The organism is Halomonas sp. AOP13-D3-9, from assembly GCF_052379125.1.
Lineage (GTDB): Bacteria > Pseudomonadota > Gammaproteobacteria > Pseudomonadales > Halomonadaceae > Vreelandella.
This window is the reverse complement of the sequence record NZ_JBQSYH010000008.1, coordinates 168,759-185,132: the sequence shown is the minus strand read 5'-3', so window position 1 is coordinate 185,132 and position 16,374 is coordinate 168,759. Positions and strand designations below refer to the sequence as shown.

At 55.5% G+C, this 16,374-nt stretch carries 14 protein-coding genes; 11 read left to right on the top strand and 3 right to left on the bottom strand.

The features are described 5' to 3' along the window. Nucleotides 1-4: 4 nt before the first annotated feature. Entirely contained in the window at nt 5-2,404 is a 2,400-nt protein-coding gene (gene ybiO, locus ACT3UM_RS10915) for a mechanosensitive channel protein (RefSeq protein ID WP_498898702.1), read from the top strand. A gap of 54 nt (nt 2,405-2,458) precedes the next feature. On the opposite strand, the gene ACT3UM_RS10910 is transcribed toward ybiO, so the two are convergent. After that, the gene (locus tag ACT3UM_RS10910) at nt 2,459-3,211 is read right to left on the bottom strand and encodes an SDR family NAD(P)-dependent oxidoreductase (protein ID WP_498898700.1); all 753 of its coding nucleotides are present in this window, start codon (nt 3,209-3,211) and stop codon (nt 2,459-2,461) included. A 165-nt stretch (nt 3,212-3,376) separates the two neighbouring features. Between ACT3UM_RS10910 and folK the strand changes: the two genes are divergently transcribed. After that, nucleotides 3,377-3,823 (top strand): 2-amino-4-hydroxy-6-hydroxymethyldihydropteridine diphosphokinase, encoded by a 447-nt coding sequence (gene folK, locus ACT3UM_RS10905; RefSeq protein WP_498898698.1) that lies wholly within the window; start codon nt 3,377-3,379, stop codon nt 3,821-3,823. A 72-nt stretch (nt 3,824-3,895) separates the two neighbouring features. Further along, nucleotides 3,896-4,717 (top strand): flagellin N-terminal helical domain-containing protein, encoded by an 822-nt coding sequence (locus tag ACT3UM_RS10900; protein ID WP_498898696.1) that lies wholly within the window; start codon nt 3,896-3,898, stop codon nt 4,715-4,717. Nucleotides 4,718-4,737: 20 nt separating this feature from the next. Here the strand turns inward: ACT3UM_RS10900 and ACT3UM_RS10895 are convergent, their stop codons facing one another. Beyond that, nucleotides 4,738-6,291, bottom strand: coding sequence for a BCCT family transporter (locus tag ACT3UM_RS10895; RefSeq protein ID WP_498898694.1), 1,554 nt, complete (start codon nt 6,289-6,291; stop codon nt 4,738-4,740). A 381-nt stretch (nt 6,292-6,672) separates the two neighbouring features. Here ACT3UM_RS10895 and ACT3UM_RS10890 point away from each other — a divergent pair, with 381 nt between their 5' ends. Genes ACT3UM_RS10890 through ACT3UM_RS10880 form a run of 3 tightly spaced genes read left to right on the top strand, consistent with a single transcriptional unit; the run spans nt 6,673 to nt 9,352 of the window. Further along, nucleotides 6,673-7,755 carry an ABC transporter substrate-binding protein gene (locus ACT3UM_RS10890; RefSeq protein WP_498898692.1) on the top strand — a complete coding sequence of 361 codons (1,083 nt, stop codon included), beginning with the start codon at nt 6,673-6,675 and terminating at the stop codon, nt 7,753-7,755. A gap of 2 nt (nt 7,756-7,757) precedes the next feature. Then, the gene (locus tag ACT3UM_RS10885; protein ID WP_498898690.1) at nt 7,758-8,540 is read left to right on the top strand and encodes an ABC transporter ATP-binding protein; all 783 of its coding nucleotides are present in this window, start codon (nt 7,758-7,760) and stop codon (nt 8,538-8,540) included. Nucleotides 8,541-8,581: 41 nt separating this feature from the next. After that, a complete protein-coding gene (locus tag ACT3UM_RS10880; protein WP_498898688.1) occupies nt 8,582-9,352 on the top strand; it encodes an ABC transporter permease in 771 nt (256 codons plus the stop codon). 13 nt (nt 9,353-9,365) lie between these two features. Here the strand turns inward: ACT3UM_RS10880 and ACT3UM_RS10875 are convergent, their stop codons facing one another. Further along, a complete protein-coding gene (locus tag ACT3UM_RS10875) occupies nt 9,366-10,094 on the bottom strand; it encodes a DUF481 domain-containing protein (protein ID WP_498898772.1) in 729 nt (242 codons plus the stop codon). 143 nt (nt 10,095-10,237) lie between these two features. Here ACT3UM_RS10875 and ACT3UM_RS10870 point away from each other — a divergent pair, with 143 nt between their 5' ends. The 5 genes from ACT3UM_RS10870 (at nt 10,238) to ACT3UM_RS10850 (ending at nt 16,091) form a co-directional block, all read left to right on the top strand. Next, entirely contained in the window at nt 10,238-11,992 is a 1,755-nt protein-coding gene (locus ACT3UM_RS10870; protein WP_498898686.1) for an ATP-binding protein, read from the top strand. 11 nt (nt 11,993-12,003) lie between these two features. After that, nucleotides 12,004-12,735: a response regulator gene (locus ACT3UM_RS10865; RefSeq protein WP_498898684.1), complete on the top strand. Its 732-nt coding sequence runs from the start codon at nt 12,004-12,006 to the stop codon at nt 12,733-12,735. 191 nt (nt 12,736-12,926) lie between these two features. Continuing rightward, nucleotides 12,927-13,925, top strand: coding sequence for a Bug family tripartite tricarboxylate transporter substrate binding protein (locus ACT3UM_RS10860; protein ID WP_498898682.1), 999 nt, complete (start codon nt 12,927-12,929; stop codon nt 13,923-13,925). A gap of 106 nt (nt 13,926-14,031) precedes the next feature. Further along, nucleotides 14,032-14,514 carry a tripartite tricarboxylate transporter TctB family protein gene (locus ACT3UM_RS10855; RefSeq protein WP_498898680.1) on the top strand — a complete coding sequence of 161 codons (483 nt, stop codon included), beginning with the start codon at nt 14,032-14,034 and terminating at the stop codon, nt 14,512-14,514. A gap of 74 nt (nt 14,515-14,588) precedes the next feature. Continuing rightward, the gene (locus tag ACT3UM_RS10850) at nt 14,589-16,091 is read left to right on the top strand and encodes a tripartite tricarboxylate transporter permease (RefSeq protein ID WP_498898678.1); all 1,503 of its coding nucleotides are present in this window, start codon (nt 14,589-14,591) and stop codon (nt 16,089-16,091) included. Nucleotides 16,092-16,374: the final 283 nt, after the last annotated feature.

The window sequence follows — 16,374 nt, the reverse complement described above, 5'->3', positions numbered from 1 at the left end:
AGGTGTGAAGCCACTTCGTTTATTTCCCTGGCTAGGTATCTGGCTATTGGCAATGATTGCCGTACTAGCCACGCCTGTAATGGCGCAGAGCACGTCGAGTGAATCGGCTAGCACGGACAGTTCAGAAGCAACAACAGAAGCGGCGCCTACTTCATACGAGGCCTTGGCAAACCTGTTGGCAGATGAGCAGTCGCGACAAGAGTTGATTGAGATGTTGCGCAATCAAGCCTCAGCACTGCCCGAAGGCGTTGCAAGCGAACTTTCTCCAGAAGCCGCCGCTCAGGGCAGCGAGATAGCGGCTGAAGATGTCTCGCTGCCCCGCCAGTTAGCTGAACTCACCAGTCGTGTCGTTAGCGATGTGGGGGGCCAATTTGAGCAAGTGGTTAGCATCGTGGGTGGTCTGTTCTCTGGTGGGGAGGCAGACAGTGTCTTTGATATAGCAGCGTTCACCAGTGCGGCAATCAATCTGGGGATCGTGATCGTCGCAACCTTCGCGATGTTTATGCTTTTCCGGCGCGTCGCCAAGCCACTGTTTACCAAAATCAGTGGCTGGTCGCTAAATGGCAATAATTTAACGCCTGTCCTGCGCTTGATTGCCTGCGTAGCGATTGCGGCGGTCATCGATATACTGCTCGTCGGTTTGGCCTATGTGGGCGGTAATTTGGTAGCAACGTTTGCGGTTGGGGAAACGGGTGAACTTTCGACCCGCGCCTCGCTGTTTCTAAATGCCTTCTTAATTATTGAACTGCTTAAAGCCGCTGTACGGATGCTGTTCTCGTCGCGCTACGAAGGGCTGCGCCTACTGCCTATTTCTGCTCAAGAAGCCTCTTACTGGAATCGCTGGTTAGCCCGTTTGATCGGCATGGTTGGTTACGGCTTGATGGTGATTGTACCGCTGGTCAATTTCTACGTGGCGGCGTCGCTGGGGCAAGCCGTCGGTACGCTGATCATGGTGCTGGCATTTATCTACGCCGTGGCCGTGGTGCTTAAGAACCGCACCCGCCTACGCGATAATCTGAATGAGATGGCGTCAAAATCAACGCTCACTGCCAGCCGCGTCTCGCTGCAGCTGTTTGCCCGCACCTGGCATCTGTTCGCGCTGCTGTATTTCTTGATCGTGTTTGTACTGACGCTGACGCGCCCGGGCGATGCGTTGCCGTTTGTGATGTATGCCACCCTGAAATCGCTGGCTGCGATTGTGGTTGGGCTGTTGGTATCGTCTTTTCTTACTCAGACGATTGGTCGCCGTATCACGTTGTCGGACGACCTGCGGCGCAAGCTGCCGCTGCTTGAGAAGCGCTTGAACAGCTATGTGCCCAATGCGCTCCGCGTGCTGCGCACGGTTATTCTGATCGTGGTCATCATGATGGTGTTGAACGCATGGGGCGCCTTTGATCTTGCCGCCTGGTACGCCTCTGAAGGTGGTGCCACCCTGGTTGGCAATCTATCTAGCGTGACGGTGATTTTGATTGTGGCGTTAGCCGTTTGGCTGGGTCTGGCCAGCCTTATTGAGCATAAGCTCAACCCGGAAACCGGCTACGGTGAACCGTCGGCGCGGGCGAAAACCCTGCTCAGCCTGTTCCGCAATGCGCTGGCGATCGCCATGGTGACGATTACCGGCATGATCGTGCTCTCGGAAATTGGCATTAATATCGGCCCGCTGATCGCCGGTGCCGGTGTGCTGGGTCTGGCGATTGGTTTTGGCGCTCAGAAGCTGGTGCAGGATGTGATTACCGGGGTGTTTATCCAGGTAGAAAACGCCATGAATACCGGCGATGTGGTAACCGTAGGTGGCGTGACGGGAACCGCCGAACGGCTCAGTATCCGCTCGGTGGGGATCCGCGATCTATCGGGTACTTACCATATCGTACCGTTCTCCAGTGTCGACACCGTGTCTAACTATATGCGCGAGTACGGTAACCATGTGGGCGAGTACGGCATTGGCTACAGCGAAAGCATCGATGAAGCCATTGAGCAGCTGAAGCTGGCCTTTGAGGATCTCAAAGCGAGCGAAGAACATGGTACCAAGCTGCTAGCCGACCTGACCGTGGCAGGTGTGACCGCACTGGCGGATAGCTCTGTGAATATCCGTGTGGTCATCAAAACCACGCCTGGTGATCAGTGGGCTGTTGGCCGCGCCTATAACCGCTTGGTGAAACTGCGCTTTGATGAGGCGGGTATCGAAATCCCCTTCCCGCACACGACGCTCTACTTTGGCGATAATAAAAATGGTAATCCACCGCCTGCCCATGTGCGGGTGCTGGAATCGACCGCTAAAGAGAAGAAAGTGGAGGAGTCCGCGGTAGTGACACCGGCGGCTAAGAGCGACACCCCGCAAGGGGTGCAGCAAACCAGCGAGCCGGATCACCTGAAGCCCGACCACGATGATGTCGATGAAACCTAAACGGTATACACCTTAGTCTTCAGCAGGGCCGCCTTCGGGCGGCCCTGCTGCGTTTTAAGGGGGAGGAGTATAGTTCTCCGAGTGACGCCCCTCTAGGTTGATAGACTCCCCACCATCCACAAACAGAATTTGCCCCGCCACGAAGGGGTTGTCCAATAAATAGTGCAAAGCTTGTACAAGATGTTTGGGGTCGCCCTGGCGCTTGAGCGGAATGCCTTCAACGCGCCACTCAATATAGTCGCTGGTGCGCTGGGAGGCAGGCAGCACAACGCCAGGGGCGATGCCGTTAATGCGAATGCGCGGGGCGAACTCTAGCGCTGCCATACGGGTCATCTCTGCCAGGCTGTTTTTCGACAGCAGATACGCTGCATAGGGATACTGGTGATAGGCCACTTTGTTATCGATGATATTGATCACCTGACCCTCTTGTACCGCCTCGGCAAAGTGGCGTGTGAGCAGCAGCGGGGTAAACATATTGACCCTAAACTGTGTCTCCAGCATCGCAAGTTCGGTTGTCGCAATCGGCGCTGGTTCATAGGCAGAAGCGCTGTTCAGCAGCAGATTAAGCCCTGGGAAGCGCTGCTTGGCCGACTGGAGCAACTGGTTTAAGTCGTCGTTTAAAAAATCGCAGGAGAATATTTCACACTCCCGCCCCTTGGCGCGAATACCGTTGGCGACCTCTTCGGCCTCTTTGCGGGAGCGGTTAACGTGTAGAGCAATGTCGTAACCCGCATCGGCCAGGGCTTCGCAAAAATAGCGTCCCAAACGTGTGGCGCCGCCGGTTATCAGAGCAGCTTGTTGGTGCATACAGCGTTCCCTATCACTTTATTGATATAGGAAGACTTTCTGCGTGAGTGCAGCGTTTGTCAATAACTTATACACAGCTTGCACGAAGCGCCGGCTAAAGGTGATGATATAGTTGTTCCGTTCCAGGACAGTTCTATAAGACGTCACTTTCAACAGGATGTCGCTATGCCGCCAACGACGTTGTCCACCAAGCAGTCTGCCGCGCTCCATGAGTGCTTGATCTCTCTAGGTTCAAACATCGATCCTGACCACTATGTGGTTCAGGCAGTCGACATTATTCGTCGTGAGTGCAATCTGTTGGCCTATTCCAAAACGATTCGCACCAAGCCGGTGGGGTACCAGCATCAGCCTGATTTCCTAAATGCCGCGCTGCTGGTGAGCACATCGCTTGAGCGGGAGGCTTTTCGTGCTTACCTCAAAGGGGTGGAAGATCGCTTAGGCCGCGTGAGGGGGGCGATTAAGTCGGGCCCACGTACGATGGATCTGGACATTGTGGCTTGGGATGGAGAAGTCGTTGATGACGGCTACTTTAAGCACAGCTATGTGAAAAAGCCTGTCGATGAAGTGTTGGTGAGCAGCGGTCGCCGTCTTGCACCTCAAAAACGCTCATGATTTTTGCCGATAGGCCGATAGTAGTGCTATAGCTGCCAGAAAGTGGGCAGCTACCTGCCCCGGAGGCACGCGTTGCTCAGCCTAAATACGAATGTGATGTCGCTTATCGTGCAGAATAATCTGCGCGGCAGTCAGCAATCCATGCAGACGGCAATGCAGCGCCTCTCTTCCGGGTTGCGCATTAATAGCGCCAAAGATGACGCCGCTGGTCAGGCGATAGCCAATCGCATGACGTCACAAATTAAAGGCATGACCCAAGCGATCCGCAACACCAATGATGGCATCTCCATGGTGCAGACGGCGGAGGGCTCACTTAATCAAATTAACGACAATCTGCAGCGCATTCGTGAGCTGAGCGTACAAGCGGCGAACGGCACCAACTCTTCCGATGACCTTGTCTCTATCCAAGCAGAAATTGGCCAGCGCATGGAAGAGATTGACCGTGTTGCCGGGCAGAGTAAGTTCAACGGTATTGGGCTGTTGAACGACACTCAGTCATTGAATATCCAGGTGGGCGCGAACGCGGGCGATAGCATTGCCGTTCGCTTTGATGCCATGAATTTACAGGGGTTAGGGCTGGAAGGCCTAACTGTATTGGACGATGGCAGTGGGACTGGCAACCCTATCGATATGGTGGATGACGCGATCAAACGGTTAGATCAACAGCGCAGCTATTTGGGCGCCGTGCAGAACCGCTTTGAAAGTGTGATTGATGGGCTTAATAACAGCATTGTTAACACCTCCGATGCCCGGTCGCGTATCCAGGATGCCGATTACGCTAAGGAAGTTTCCAACCTTATTCGCGCGCAGATCCTTCAGCAGGCAGGCATTGCTATGTTGGCCCAAGCCAACCAGCAGCCGCAAATGATTTTGCGTCTACTGGAAGGTCTGTAGAAAAGTCTATATAGCCGCACTTAGTCAATAATGCCTTGTTCCCGTGCCATGGCGTAGGCCGCCTGAGGGCCATTCCACAATGATGGCAACAGAATCAACGACACCGGAATCGCGGTAATAACAATGAACTGCTGCAGCGCGCCAATTTGCCCTGCGCCCATATACAGCAGTACCGCCGCCATCAGCGCCATGGCGATGCCCCAGAAGGCACGCATTACCGGGCTCGGGTTGTCGTGTCCGGCCCCAACAACCGCAATGGCATAGCTCATTGAGTCGCCGGTGGTGGCAACGAAAATAGTGGTCAGAAGCAGGATCGCCAGAGCCATCCAGGTCCCGCCGGGCAGTGCCTGGGCTACGGTTAAGGTAGCTACATCAAACTGGAAGTTATTCAGCGCCTCGGTCAAATCAATCACGCCGGTAAGCTGGTAGTAAATGCCCGAGCCGCCTAGCAGAGTAAACCACACGGTGGTGGCAACCGGCGCCAGAATCGCTACCGCAACGATCATTTCGCGGATGCTGCGGCCGCGGGAAATACGTGCCACAAAAATCGCCATCAGCGGCGCATAGCCAATAAACCAGGCAAAAAAGAACACCGTCCACCACTGCATCCACCACGCTGGGGCCGTTTCCGCGGTCATGGTCGCCATGGTGAAGAACTCGCTGATATACGCACCCATGCCAGAAACGTAACTATTGACTAAAAACAGTGTGGGGCCAAAGACAATAATGACCGCGCCAATAGCCAGCGCAAGCAGTACGTTAAAGCGGCTAAGCAGTTGAATGCCTCTGTGTACACCGCTCATGGAAGAGAGCACGTAGATGCAGCCAAGTACGGCCAGAATGATCAACTGGCCGGGATACCCTTCCGGTAAACCAAACAGCTCGTGCAGGCCGAAGCTAACCTGGGTGGCGAGAAAGCCAATCGGCCCTACAGTGCCAGCAACTAGGGCAATCACGCAGCAGGCGTCGACGATGCCGCCCAGCGGGCCGCGCATTAGCCGCTCACCCAATACGGGGTAAAGCAGAGTGCGGGGCTGAAGGGGTTGGCCTTTCACGTAGTGCGCATGGGCGAGCACTACCGCCGTCAACGACCCCAGTACTGCCCAAGCCATAAAGCCCCAGTGCATAAAGGATTGCCCCAAAGCGCCGGAAACCGCTTCAGCGGTGCCCGCTTCGCTATCAAAGGCGGGTGGCGTTACCACAAAGTGGTAAACCGGTTCGCCTGCGGCAAAAAATACCCCACCGCCTGCCAGCAAGGTACACAGAATGATCGAAAGCCACTTAAACGTGCTCATTTCTGGTGCATCTAAATTGCCGATTTTGGCTTTAGCGGCTGGGGTCATGGCCAAACCGATGGCGATAAAGAACGTCAGCAGAAGCAGCAGTTGAAAGTAACTTCCTAATACTAAAGCGGTCCAGGCGAAGCCAGCGCTGATGCTGTCAGCTACCAGCGTTACGTCGTAAAGCGACAACGCGAGAAAGGCGACGATAAAGCCGATACTTAAGATCAGTACAATAGGGTCGCCGAGCGAAAACCGCTGGGAGCCCTCTGCGTTGGGGCTGGGTTGGGTCATGGTAAATACCTTACAGGGAGCGGAAATGAACTGAATAACAGCCTATCAAAGCGCGCCGTTAAGCGGTTTAACGCCACATGGTTGTTAAGAAAGTCATTAGAAAGTGGTGATTAAAACAGATGAATTGCAGATAAAAAAAAGCGCCATTCAATGAATGGCGCAAGGACAGGAAACTGAGCATAGTATACTGCAAGTGTAGACTAACGTCTAACATGATTTATCTTGGTGCGTTATCAGAGTGCGAATGCACCATATTGGCAAGATGACGTCGCGAGCGACAACCGAAATAGTTGCCTAACAGTTTGATAAGAAAATAAAAAACTGAAAATGGCAGCATTGCTGCAAAGCTAAAGCATATTTTGTATACAAGGTATGCTCACAATGACAACGTCCGCTTCAGTAACAAATTTTTCTACTGCGATGCCCATTTTTTCGACTCTGCGCTGGCTAACTGGCTGCGCTGCCGCGGTGGTTTTAATACCGGCTGTCAGCCATGCCGATGACACCCAAATACGCTTTCAGCTGGACTGGCGCTTTGAAGGCCCCTCCGCGCCGTTTTTAATGGCCGCTGAAAAAGGCTACTTCGCCGAAGAGGGGTTGGACGTACAGATTGATTCTGGCAGCGGCTCAGCGGGCGCGATTAACCGGGTGGCTTCAGGTGCTTACGAAATGGGCTTTGGCGACCTTAATGCGCTGGTCGAGTTTCTCGCCGAAAACCCAGAAGGCCCCGGTATCCAGGGCGTCTATATCGTCTACGATGGCACCCCCGCGGCAGTGTTTGGCCGCAAAGACCGCGGGATCGAGAGCCCGGCGGATTTGGCCGGTAAAACCATCGCTGCCCCCACCTTCGATACCGGCTACCGTGCCTGGGGCGTGTTTGCCGCTGCGAATGACCTTGAAGCCGACGCAGTGGCGTGGCAAAACGTCGACCCCACGCTGCGCGAAACGCTGTTAACCCGGGGCGATGTGGATGCGATCACCGGCTTCTACTTTACCAGCCTGCTCAATCTTGAAGAGCGCGGCATGAGTGAAGATGAGCTTACGATTATGCCATTCCCTGACTACGGCGTGCCGCTGTATGGCAACGCCATCATCGCCAGTGAATCTTTCGCCGAAGCAAATCCAGAAGCCGTGAAGGGCTTTCTACGCGCCTTCAACCGCGCCCTCGGCGACACCATTGCCGACCCCGAGGCCGCTATTGAGTATGTTAAAAACCGCGACGGTCTGATCAATGTGGAGATGGAGACACGGCGCCTAAAACTGGCTATTGATGGCGTCGTCGACACCCCCGAAGTGCGCGAAAATGGCGTAGGTGGCGTGGATGACCAACGCCTGGAACAGTCGATTCAACTGGTCGCCGATGCTTATGAGCTTGAGTCAATTCCAACGCCAGACCAGGTGTTTAATTCAAACTACTTACCTCCCCAGGAAGAGCGCATGCTGTTTCCGGCCGAGGGTGAATAAGCATGTCGGCAGCGTTCGTCACCTTCAATGACGTTAGCCTTGCCTACGATGCATCAGGCAACGCCATTGAAGATATCAACCTGAGCATCCACGAAGGCGAGTTTGTCGCCTTCGTGGGGCCATCTGGGTGTGGCAAGTCGACCTTTATGAAACTCTGCACCGGTTTGCATGCGCCCACGACCGGGGCTATTCAAGTGGATGGAGAGCCGGTCACCGGGCCGTTGAAGATCTCTGGCATGGCGTTTCAAAATGCCAACCTGCTGCCCTGGCGCACCACCCTGGATAACGTCTTGCTGCCGCTGGAAATCGTCAAACCTTACCGCCATCAGTTTCGTAAGCGGCGCGCAGAGTTTGTCGACTGGGCGCGCAAGCTGCTTAAAACCGTGGGGCTTGAAGGCTACGAGGACCAGTACCCCTGGCAGCTTTCCGGCGGAATGCAGCAGCGGGCGTCGATCTGCCGGGCGCTGATTCACCAGCCGCGCCTGCTGATGCTGGATGAACCTTTTGGCGCGCTTGATGCGTTTACCCGGGAAGAGCTGTGGTGCGTGCTGCGCGACTTGTGGGAGGCGCAGCGGTTTACCGTAGTGCTGGTGACCCACGACCTCCGCGAGGCGGCGTTTCTGGCCGATACGGTCTATATCATGAGCCGTCGCCCCGGCCGGGTGATTGAGCGGCGTTCCATTGAAATGCCGCGCCCTCGTGCGCTGGAAACCACCTATGAAAAACCCTTTATTGATCTGGTGCAGGAACTGCGTGCTCAGATTGGCGAAGTACGCAGTACTTAATGACAGAACTTAATAGCAGTACTTAATAATAAGGGGCGCTCATGAAAAAAAATAATCGACTAATTGAACGACTGGCGCCATGGATTGCGGTAGTGGCACTGATCATTATCTGGGAAGTCACGGTGCGGCTGTTTGATGTGCCTAGCTTTATCTTCCCCAGCGCCTTGGAGACCGCCCAGGCGCTGGTGACCTATTCCGGGCCTATTGCCATGCACTCCTGGCAGACGTTCTGGACAACGCTGATCGGCTTCGGTTTGGGCGTAGCCGTAGGGCTGGTATTGGGCTTTATTATTGGTTCGTCGCGCTTTCTATATAACGCTTGCTACCCGCTGCTGGTGGGTTTTAATGCGATTCCCAAGGTCGCCTTTGTGCCGATTCTGGTGGTCTGGTTTGGAATTGGCTCGGTGCCGGCGATTCTCACCGCCTTTTTGATCTGCTTTTTCCCGATTGTGGTCAACGTGGCGACCGGTTTAGCCACGCTAGAGCCCGAGATGGAAGACGTGCTGCGGGTGCTGGGCGCGCGGCGTATGGATGTGCTGCTGAAAGTAGGCCTACCGCGCTCGCTGCCGTATTTCTTTGCCTCACTGAAAGTCGCTATCACGCTGGCGTTCGTGGGTACGGTGGTGTCAGAAACGGTCGCTTCGAACCAGGGCATTGGCTACCTAATGATGAGTGCCGGTTCGCAAATGCGCATGGGGCTGGTCTTTGCCGGGCTGCTGGTGATCAGCGCCATGGCCATGGTGATGTACGAGCTGTTTGCGCAGTTGGAAAAGCGTATGACCGGATGGGCGCACCGGGGTCAGAATCGCTAAGCCAGTATTGGACTTACCAACGATAAAGCAGCGAAGCGCTAGTGGTGCTGTCGGTGCGCGCACTGGTGTCGTCAGGCGGCTGGGAGTTGTGTTTAATTTCATGGGATAAGCGCAGCGAAAGCTTGGCATTGAGCCTGGCGGTAAGCGCCGTTAGCGAACGGGAGGTGGTGTTCTGGTTGGTATACTCTACCGACATCTCCTGCTGAATATCGGCGTAGTCGGAAAACCCCCAGCGATAGTCCAAAGCCGTGTAGGTCACCATTAAGCGTTCATCGTCGTACTCGCGCAGCCGGTCGTGACGATAGCCAGGGCCTGCTTCTAGCGACAGGGTATGGGTGTCGTTCTCCAGAATCTGACGCCCATAACCCCCAATCGCAGACAGTTGCTGGTCATAACCGGCAAAGCGGTCCTTCTCCCAGCGGGCAAAGCCAAATAGATAGTGTGGGCCGTCTAGCTCATAGCGCTCACGCCCGGAGACCAGGTACTGCTCGGCACTGGTTTCGTTATCTTTACTTACCGTGCGCACTTCACCGCGCAGTGAGTAAGTGAATTTACCGGTTAACCATGTCAGCAGCGTTTTACCAATCAGTGTTTGGCTATTGGTATTGCCCGAAAGATGGGTAAAACCAAGCTCGGCGTCACCACTGAACACGGGAGCATCATCCTGGGGAGGCGGTGGAGCGTAGAACGGGTTGGCATAAGCCACGGTTAACCATAGAGGCCAGCAGGCCAGCAAGAGCATCCATCGAACGATCGCCACTACATCCCTCCTTGGTTTCGGCATTGGCCCATTATATCAGCGAACGATGACGCTGGGGGGAAGGCGATTAACGCCGTTTGCTGGCGCGTGCCATAATGGCGCGGTCACGCATTTCGAGTCTACCTATGAGCGCTTCTCGCCCCCGAACATTGGCCGACCTGCAGCGCTGGCGACGCACCCGCGCAAGGCGCAGTTGGTACAAACGCAGTTTTCGCCTGCAGGTAATGCTGTTAGTCGGATTTCTGCTGGCAGGCATGCTACTGGCACAGGGTACGTATCTCAATCACCGCAAGGCGGAAATTATTAGCCAGCAGATGGGCGAACGTGCGCTGGCAGTGGCCAAAACGGTGGCGTCGATGCCGCAAATAATCAATGCCTTTGCGATCCCCGATCCCTCTTTCATTATTCAGCCCCTGGCGGAGCGCGTTCGCCATGAAACGGGGGCGCGCTATGTCGTTGTTGGCAACGCTCAAAGTATCCGCTATTCCCATCCTGTGCCGGAGCGGATTGGGAAGCCAATGGTGGGGGGCGATAATGATCAGGCGCTGATTCATGGCCAATACTATGTCTCCGAGGCAACCGGGTCATTGGGTACTGCCATTCGTGGCAAAGCGCCCATATGGGATGAAGAGGGCAATATCATTGGCCTGGTGTCCGTCGGTTTTATGATGGATCGCGTGGCCATGGACGTAGCCCGCTACAACAGCTTTGGCTGGGCGCTAGTGGCGCTGATGATTTGTCTCGGCTTTGCCGGTGCTTACTGGCTGTCGCAGCATCTTAAAAAGGTCATTTTAGGCCTGGAACCCTACGAAATTGCCCGCTTGGCTATGGAGAAAGAGGCCATTTTGCAGTCGATCCACGAGGGCATTCTGGCGGTTAATCGTGAAGGTCATATTACCTTGGTCAACCAGCAGGCGAGGCGCTTTCTCAACCTGGACGATGAGCATGTGCTGCTGGGGCAGCCTATCCGCGAGGTCGTGCCCAATTCGCGGCTACTAGAGGTGCTCCGTCGCGGTGAGCAGGAGTTCGACCAGGAGATGTGGCTGGGCGATCACCCGGTGGTGGTCAACCGCGTGCCGATTCTGCACGAGGGAGAAATTGAGGGTGCCGTGGCGACCTTCCGCAGCCGCCGGGAGATCGTCGATCTATCCCATGCCTTGACCCAGGCCAGCCGCGATGTGGATATGCTGCGCGCCCAGGCCCACGAGTTTTCCAACAAGCTCTATACCATCTCTGGACTACTGCAATTACAGCGCATTGAGGAAGCCCTGGCGCTGATCCATCAGGAAACCGAACGCGCCCAGGCGCAAATGAGCTTTTTAATGCGCCACGTGGCCGATGCCGTGCTTAGCGGCACGCTACTGGGTAAACTGACCCGCGCGCGGGAGCTGGGCGTGGCGATGGAGATTGATGAGCAAAGCTCGCTCTCCTGCCCACTAACGCCTACTGGCCAGGAGGTGATGATGAGTGTGGTGGGTAACTTGCTGGACAATGCCTGCCACGCCGCGCTGAATGGGCCGAGTAAAGCGCCCAAAGTACGCCTGTTCTTTACCGATTTAGGCGAGCAGCTGTTGATCGAAGTGGAGGATAACGGGCCAGGTGTGCCCACAGAGCTCGCCGAATCGGTTTTCCAAGAGGGGTTTTCGACCAAGACGGGCAAGCACCAGGGAATTGGTTTGGCGCTGGTGGCCAGGCTCTGCCGCCAGCATGGCGGTGCCGTGACGCTGGAGGAGAGCGAACTGGGAGGCGCATGCTTTATTGCAGTGCTCGACCGCTCGCTCTGTGCGCCGCAAGACCAGCAGCAGTCTCAACAGCGCTCTCAACAGCGATCTCAACAACAATTCCAAAGCAGTACCAAAAACAGTGACCACGACGGCTAGGGAGGAACGCAATGTCTGATGGGCAGTACGGCATTTTGGTCATTGAAGACGATTTTCGCATTGCCGATATCCACCGGGCCTTTATTGAACAGAGCGACGGCTTTTATGTGGTGGGCATGGCGCGCAACGGCAGCGAAGCCAAGGCGATCATGGCGGAGCAGGCCACCAACATCCAGTTGATCTTGCTCGACGCCTACCTCCCCGATGTTGAAGGCCTGGAACTGCTATGGGCGATTCGCCGCGACTACGTGCATGTGGATATCGTCATGGTTACCGCTGCCCGGGAAGTGGAAACCATCAGCGAGGCGCTGCGTGGCGGGGTGTTCGACTATCTGATCAAGCCCATTGAAGCCGCGCGAATGACGCAAATGCTGACTCGCTTCCGTCGCGAGCGTGAAGCCTTGGCCAACCGCGCCGAGATGAACCAAGACGAACTGGATTCCGTGCTGGCGCGCTTACAGCCAGGCGAGACGCCGCGTGCCAAAACTCAAACCCTGCCCAAAGGCATTGATAGGTTGACGCTGCGCCGGGTAATCGATGCCCTGGCAGACGCTCCCGACTCCCTCACCGCCATGCAGATGGCGCGCATTATGGGGGCCAGCCGCTCTACCGCGCGCCGCTATTTAGAGTTTTTAGTCGCCGAGCAGGCAGTCAGTGCCGAGCTGGGCTATGGTGATGTAGGGCGGCCCGAGCGTCGCTATCGGCTGTTGGAGACGGCACACAAGTGGCTAGACTCTCTATAAGTGCATGCTATAAGCAAACCCGCGTGAACAAAATGAACAAAATGCTCATAAAGAACTTTTTGCCTTTTATGCGCACAAGCTTGTCGGTCAGGGTCATGGTCTTCTAACGTTCGCGGCGTGCAGTCTCACAATAAGAAGCTCTACACAGCAAACTCATCACACAACAACACTGATACGTGGAGAACGCCATCATGACGTCGCTTACCCTCAAGCGTTTATCTGTATTTGCGCTACCCCTCGCTGCCTTAGCAGGCATGAGCACCGCCGCACAGGCGCAAGAGTGGACGCCGAGCCGTTCCATCGAATTCGTCGCACCGGCCAACCCCGGCGGCGGCTGGGATACCCTGGTTCGCACCATGTCGCGGGTGATTCAGCAAGAAGAGCTGGCCGATGAAAGCTTCGCTGCGATTAACGTCCCTGGCGGCGGTGGTGCCGTAGCCTGGGCGCAAATCGCTCGTGATAGCGGCAACCCGCACAAGCTGTTTGCCACCAGCCCGCCGATGATTCTAGTGCCGCTTGCAGGTGCTTCGCGCTACGACCACACCGACTTTACCCCGGTCGCGCGGATCAATACCGATTACTCGATCATTCTAGTGTCGGCGGACTCTGAATATCAGAACCTTGAAGATCTACTCGATGCGCTGAAAGCAGACCCCGGCTTAAGCGTGGGCGGCGGCAGTGCACCGGGCTCCATGGATCATATCGCTATCGCTGGTTTAGCCTCTGCAGCGGGTATGGACGCTTCGGCAGTCAACTACATCCCGTTCTCGGGCGGTGGCGACGCCATGACCAACCTGATGGGCGGCCACATCGAAGCCGTGGTCGGTGGTGCGGGTGAAGCCGTTGGCCAACTGGGTGAAGGCAGCCAATTGCGTGCGCTGGGCGTCTCTTCTGAAGAGCGTTTGGGCGGCGGTTTGAGCGAAGTGCCGACGTATCAAGAGCAGGGCTTCGACTACACCTTCGATATCTGGCGTGGCGTGATGGGCGCTCCCGATATGCCGGAAGAAGCCGTGGCCTACTACGAAGACCTGTTCGCCGAAATGCTTGAGACCGATGCATGGCGTGAAGCGAGCGACCAACTGGGCTGGATCGACGCCTACCAGAACAGCGAAGAGTTTGGTGCCTTTCTGGATCAGCAGCAAGAGCAGTTCAGCGATGTGCTGAGCGAGCTTGGCTTACTGCGTCAGTAATCCTAGCTTTGTGTATCCCCTGGCTGCTTAGTGCAGCCAGGGGCTTCCGTAGTTAACCCTATGCGTTAACCGCGGGATGCGTGTTGGCTCCTTCGGAGAGAATCCTATGACTCGTTTAAATACCAATCAGTGGCTAGCGCTGGTATTTGCGGTATTGGCCGCTGGCTATATCGCGATGGCGTGGCAAATCCCCACCTTTCCGTTGCCGCGTCCGGTCGACTCTGACCTGTTTCCTAAAGTATTGGGCTTCTCGCTCTTGATCCTGTCAGTGTTTCTGTTCTTTGAGAAACCCACCCCGATTGCCGGTGCCGATGAAATAGACGATGAAGCGCAGCAAGGGCCTCTGCTGCTAACGCCATGGGCGCGGGTGGTGGTGACATCACTGGCGATTGCCGCCTATGCGTTTTTGCTGGTGCCACTGGGCTTTGTTCTCGCCTCTACGCTGCTCTGCGTTGGCCTGACGGCCTACTACGGCTATCGCCGCCATGGCGTCAACTTTGCCACGTCGCTGGGGGTAGTGCTGGCGCTCTACCTAACCATGACGCGGGTGATGGATGTTTACCTACCCACTGGCGTGCTGCCTTTCTGAGGACGCCCCGGTGGTCGTTGGTAGCCCCTTTACGCTAGCAGATTTTCTAGCCGGTTTTTAAGAGAGCAATTCCCATGGATGCCTTCAATAATCTGATGTACGGCTTTGGCATCGCGCTTGAGCCTATCAATATTGCCTATGTATTTGCTGGCGTATTTGCTGGCACCATTATCGGCATGCTGCCGGGCCTTGGCCCTATCAGTGCACTTGCCCTGATGATTCCTATCACCTTTGCCATGGAGCCCTCGTCGGGTTTGATTCTAATGGCAGGGGTTTATTACGGCGCCATCTTTGGTGGCTCCACCTCGTCGATTCTGCTTAACGCCCCCGGCGTGGCGGGTACCGTGGCGACCTCCTTTGACGGCTACCCGATGGCCAAAAAAGGCTTGGCGGGTAAAGCGCTGGCGATTGCTGCCTACTCGTCATTTGTGGGCGGCACGGTATCGGTTATTTTCTTGATGTTGGTGGCCCCGCTACTCTCCAAGGTGGCCGTTAGCTTTGGCCCTTCCGAGTACTTTGCACTGATGGTGCTGGGCTTAACCGCCGTGGTCTCGCTGTCGGATAAATCGTTGATCAAGGGGCTGATAGCTGCTGTTGTTGGGGTGATTATTTCGATCGTGGGTATCGATATGCAGACCGGTACCGAGCGCTTTACCTTCGGCTCCGTTCAGCTCCTCGACGGTATCGACTTCCTGGTGGTGGCGCTGGGGATTTTTGCCCTCGCCGAGGTGTTCTATATGCTGCTGCGCGGTGGTGGTGGCAAAGAGGCACCCCGCAATGCGATTGGCTCGCTGAAACTGACCCGTAGCGAAGTCAGAGAGATTGCAGGCCCGGTTGGCCGCAGCTCGGTGCTGGGTTTCTTCACCGGTGTATTGCCAGGCGCAGGAGCGACCATTGGTTCCTTCCTGGGCTACAGCATGGAAAAACGCATTGCCAAAGATGGCGACACCTTTGGGCAGGGGAATATTAAGGGTGTGGCGGCGCCGGAAGCGGCTAACAACGCCGCTTGTACCGGCTCCTTTGTGCCACTGCTGACCCTGGGTGTACCGGGCTCGGGCACCACCGCCGTTCTGCTTGGCGCACTGCTGGTTATGGGGGTCAACCCTGGCCCGATGATGCTGGAGCAGCGCCCGGACGTGTTCTGGGGCGTGGTGGCTAGTATGTATATCGGCAATATCTTCCTGCTGGTGCTTAACCTGCCGCTGATCCCGCTGATTGCCAAGATTCTTGATCTGCCCAAGCCGCTGTTGTTATCGCTGATTTTGATCTTTTGCATGATCGGCGTTTACGGAATGAGCTTCAGCATATTTGACCTGCTGTTACTGCTTGGCTTTGGGCTGGTCGGCCTGGGTATGCGCTTGTTTGGCTTCCCCGCAGCGCCGCTGATTCTAGCGCTGATTCTGGGCAACATTATGGAAGAGTCCATGCGCCGTGCGCTGCAGATCTCCGGTGGCGACTGGATGACCTTTATCGACAAGCCTATCTCGCTTGGTCTGCTGGTGGTGGCCTTGCTGTCGCTAGGCTTACCATTACTGAAAAAGCGCCGTAAGAAAGTTCCACCCGACGTGGCTGTTTAACGCCGCGATTTAAAGGGTGGATAGCGAGGAGCCTTGGTGATGCCAAGGCTCCTTTTTTTAACTGCTTTTTAACTGACAACAAAGAGTGAGTTGTAACTAATAAGTAAGTGTTACGTTACTGATCTGTATTCAAAAAGCTCAAGTACTTAGTTGGTGCACTGGATTTTATTGGTGCATTGAGAGAGTGCTTTAGATGCGTTCTTGTGCTTTATTTTGGTGCATGCGGTGAGTGTTGAGATTTTCTGTTGATTATTAAGTGGCTGATTAAAGAGCTATAAGACAA

Bases quoted from the DNA above. Each gene is read 5' to 3' on its own strand.
- ACT3UM_RS10910 (WP_498898700.1), bottom strand. From the start codon at position 3,211: ATGCACCAACAAGCTGCTCTGATAACCGGCGGCGCCACACGTTTGGGA.
- folK (WP_498898698.1), top strand. From the start codon at position 3,377: ATGCCGCCAACGACGTTGTCCACCAAGCAGTCTGCCGCGCTCCATGAG.
- ACT3UM_RS10895 (WP_498898694.1), bottom strand. From the start codon at position 6,291: ATGACCCAACCCAGCCCCAACGCAGAGGGCTCCCAGCGGTTTTCGCTC.
- ACT3UM_RS10890 (WP_498898692.1), top strand. From the start codon at position 6,673: ATGACAACGTCCGCTTCAGTAACAAATTTTTCTACTGCGATGCCCATT.
- ACT3UM_RS10885 (WP_498898690.1), top strand. From the start codon at position 7,758: ATGTCGGCAGCGTTCGTCACCTTCAATGACGTTAGCCTTGCCTACGAT.
- ACT3UM_RS10880 (WP_498898688.1), top strand. From the start codon at position 8,582: ATGAAAAAAAATAATCGACTAATTGAACGACTGGCGCCATGGATTGCG.
- ACT3UM_RS10875 (WP_498898772.1), bottom strand. From the start codon at position 10,094: ATGCTCTTGCTGGCCTGCTGGCCTCTATGGTTAACCGTGGCTTATGCC.
- ACT3UM_RS10870 (WP_498898686.1), top strand. From the start codon at position 10,238: ATGAGCGCTTCTCGCCCCCGAACATTGGCCGACCTGCAGCGCTGGCGA.
- ACT3UM_RS10865 (WP_498898684.1), top strand. From the start codon at position 12,004: ATGTCTGATGGGCAGTACGGCATTTTGGTCATTGAAGACGATTTTCGC.
- ACT3UM_RS10860 (WP_498898682.1), top strand. From the start codon at position 12,927: ATGACGTCGCTTACCCTCAAGCGTTTATCTGTATTTGCGCTACCCCTC.
- ACT3UM_RS10855 (WP_498898680.1), top strand. From the start codon at position 14,032: ATGACTCGTTTAAATACCAATCAGTGGCTAGCGCTGGTATTTGCGGTA.
- ACT3UM_RS10850 (WP_498898678.1), top strand. From the start codon at position 14,589: ATGGATGCCTTCAATAATCTGATGTACGGCTTTGGCATCGCGCTTGAG.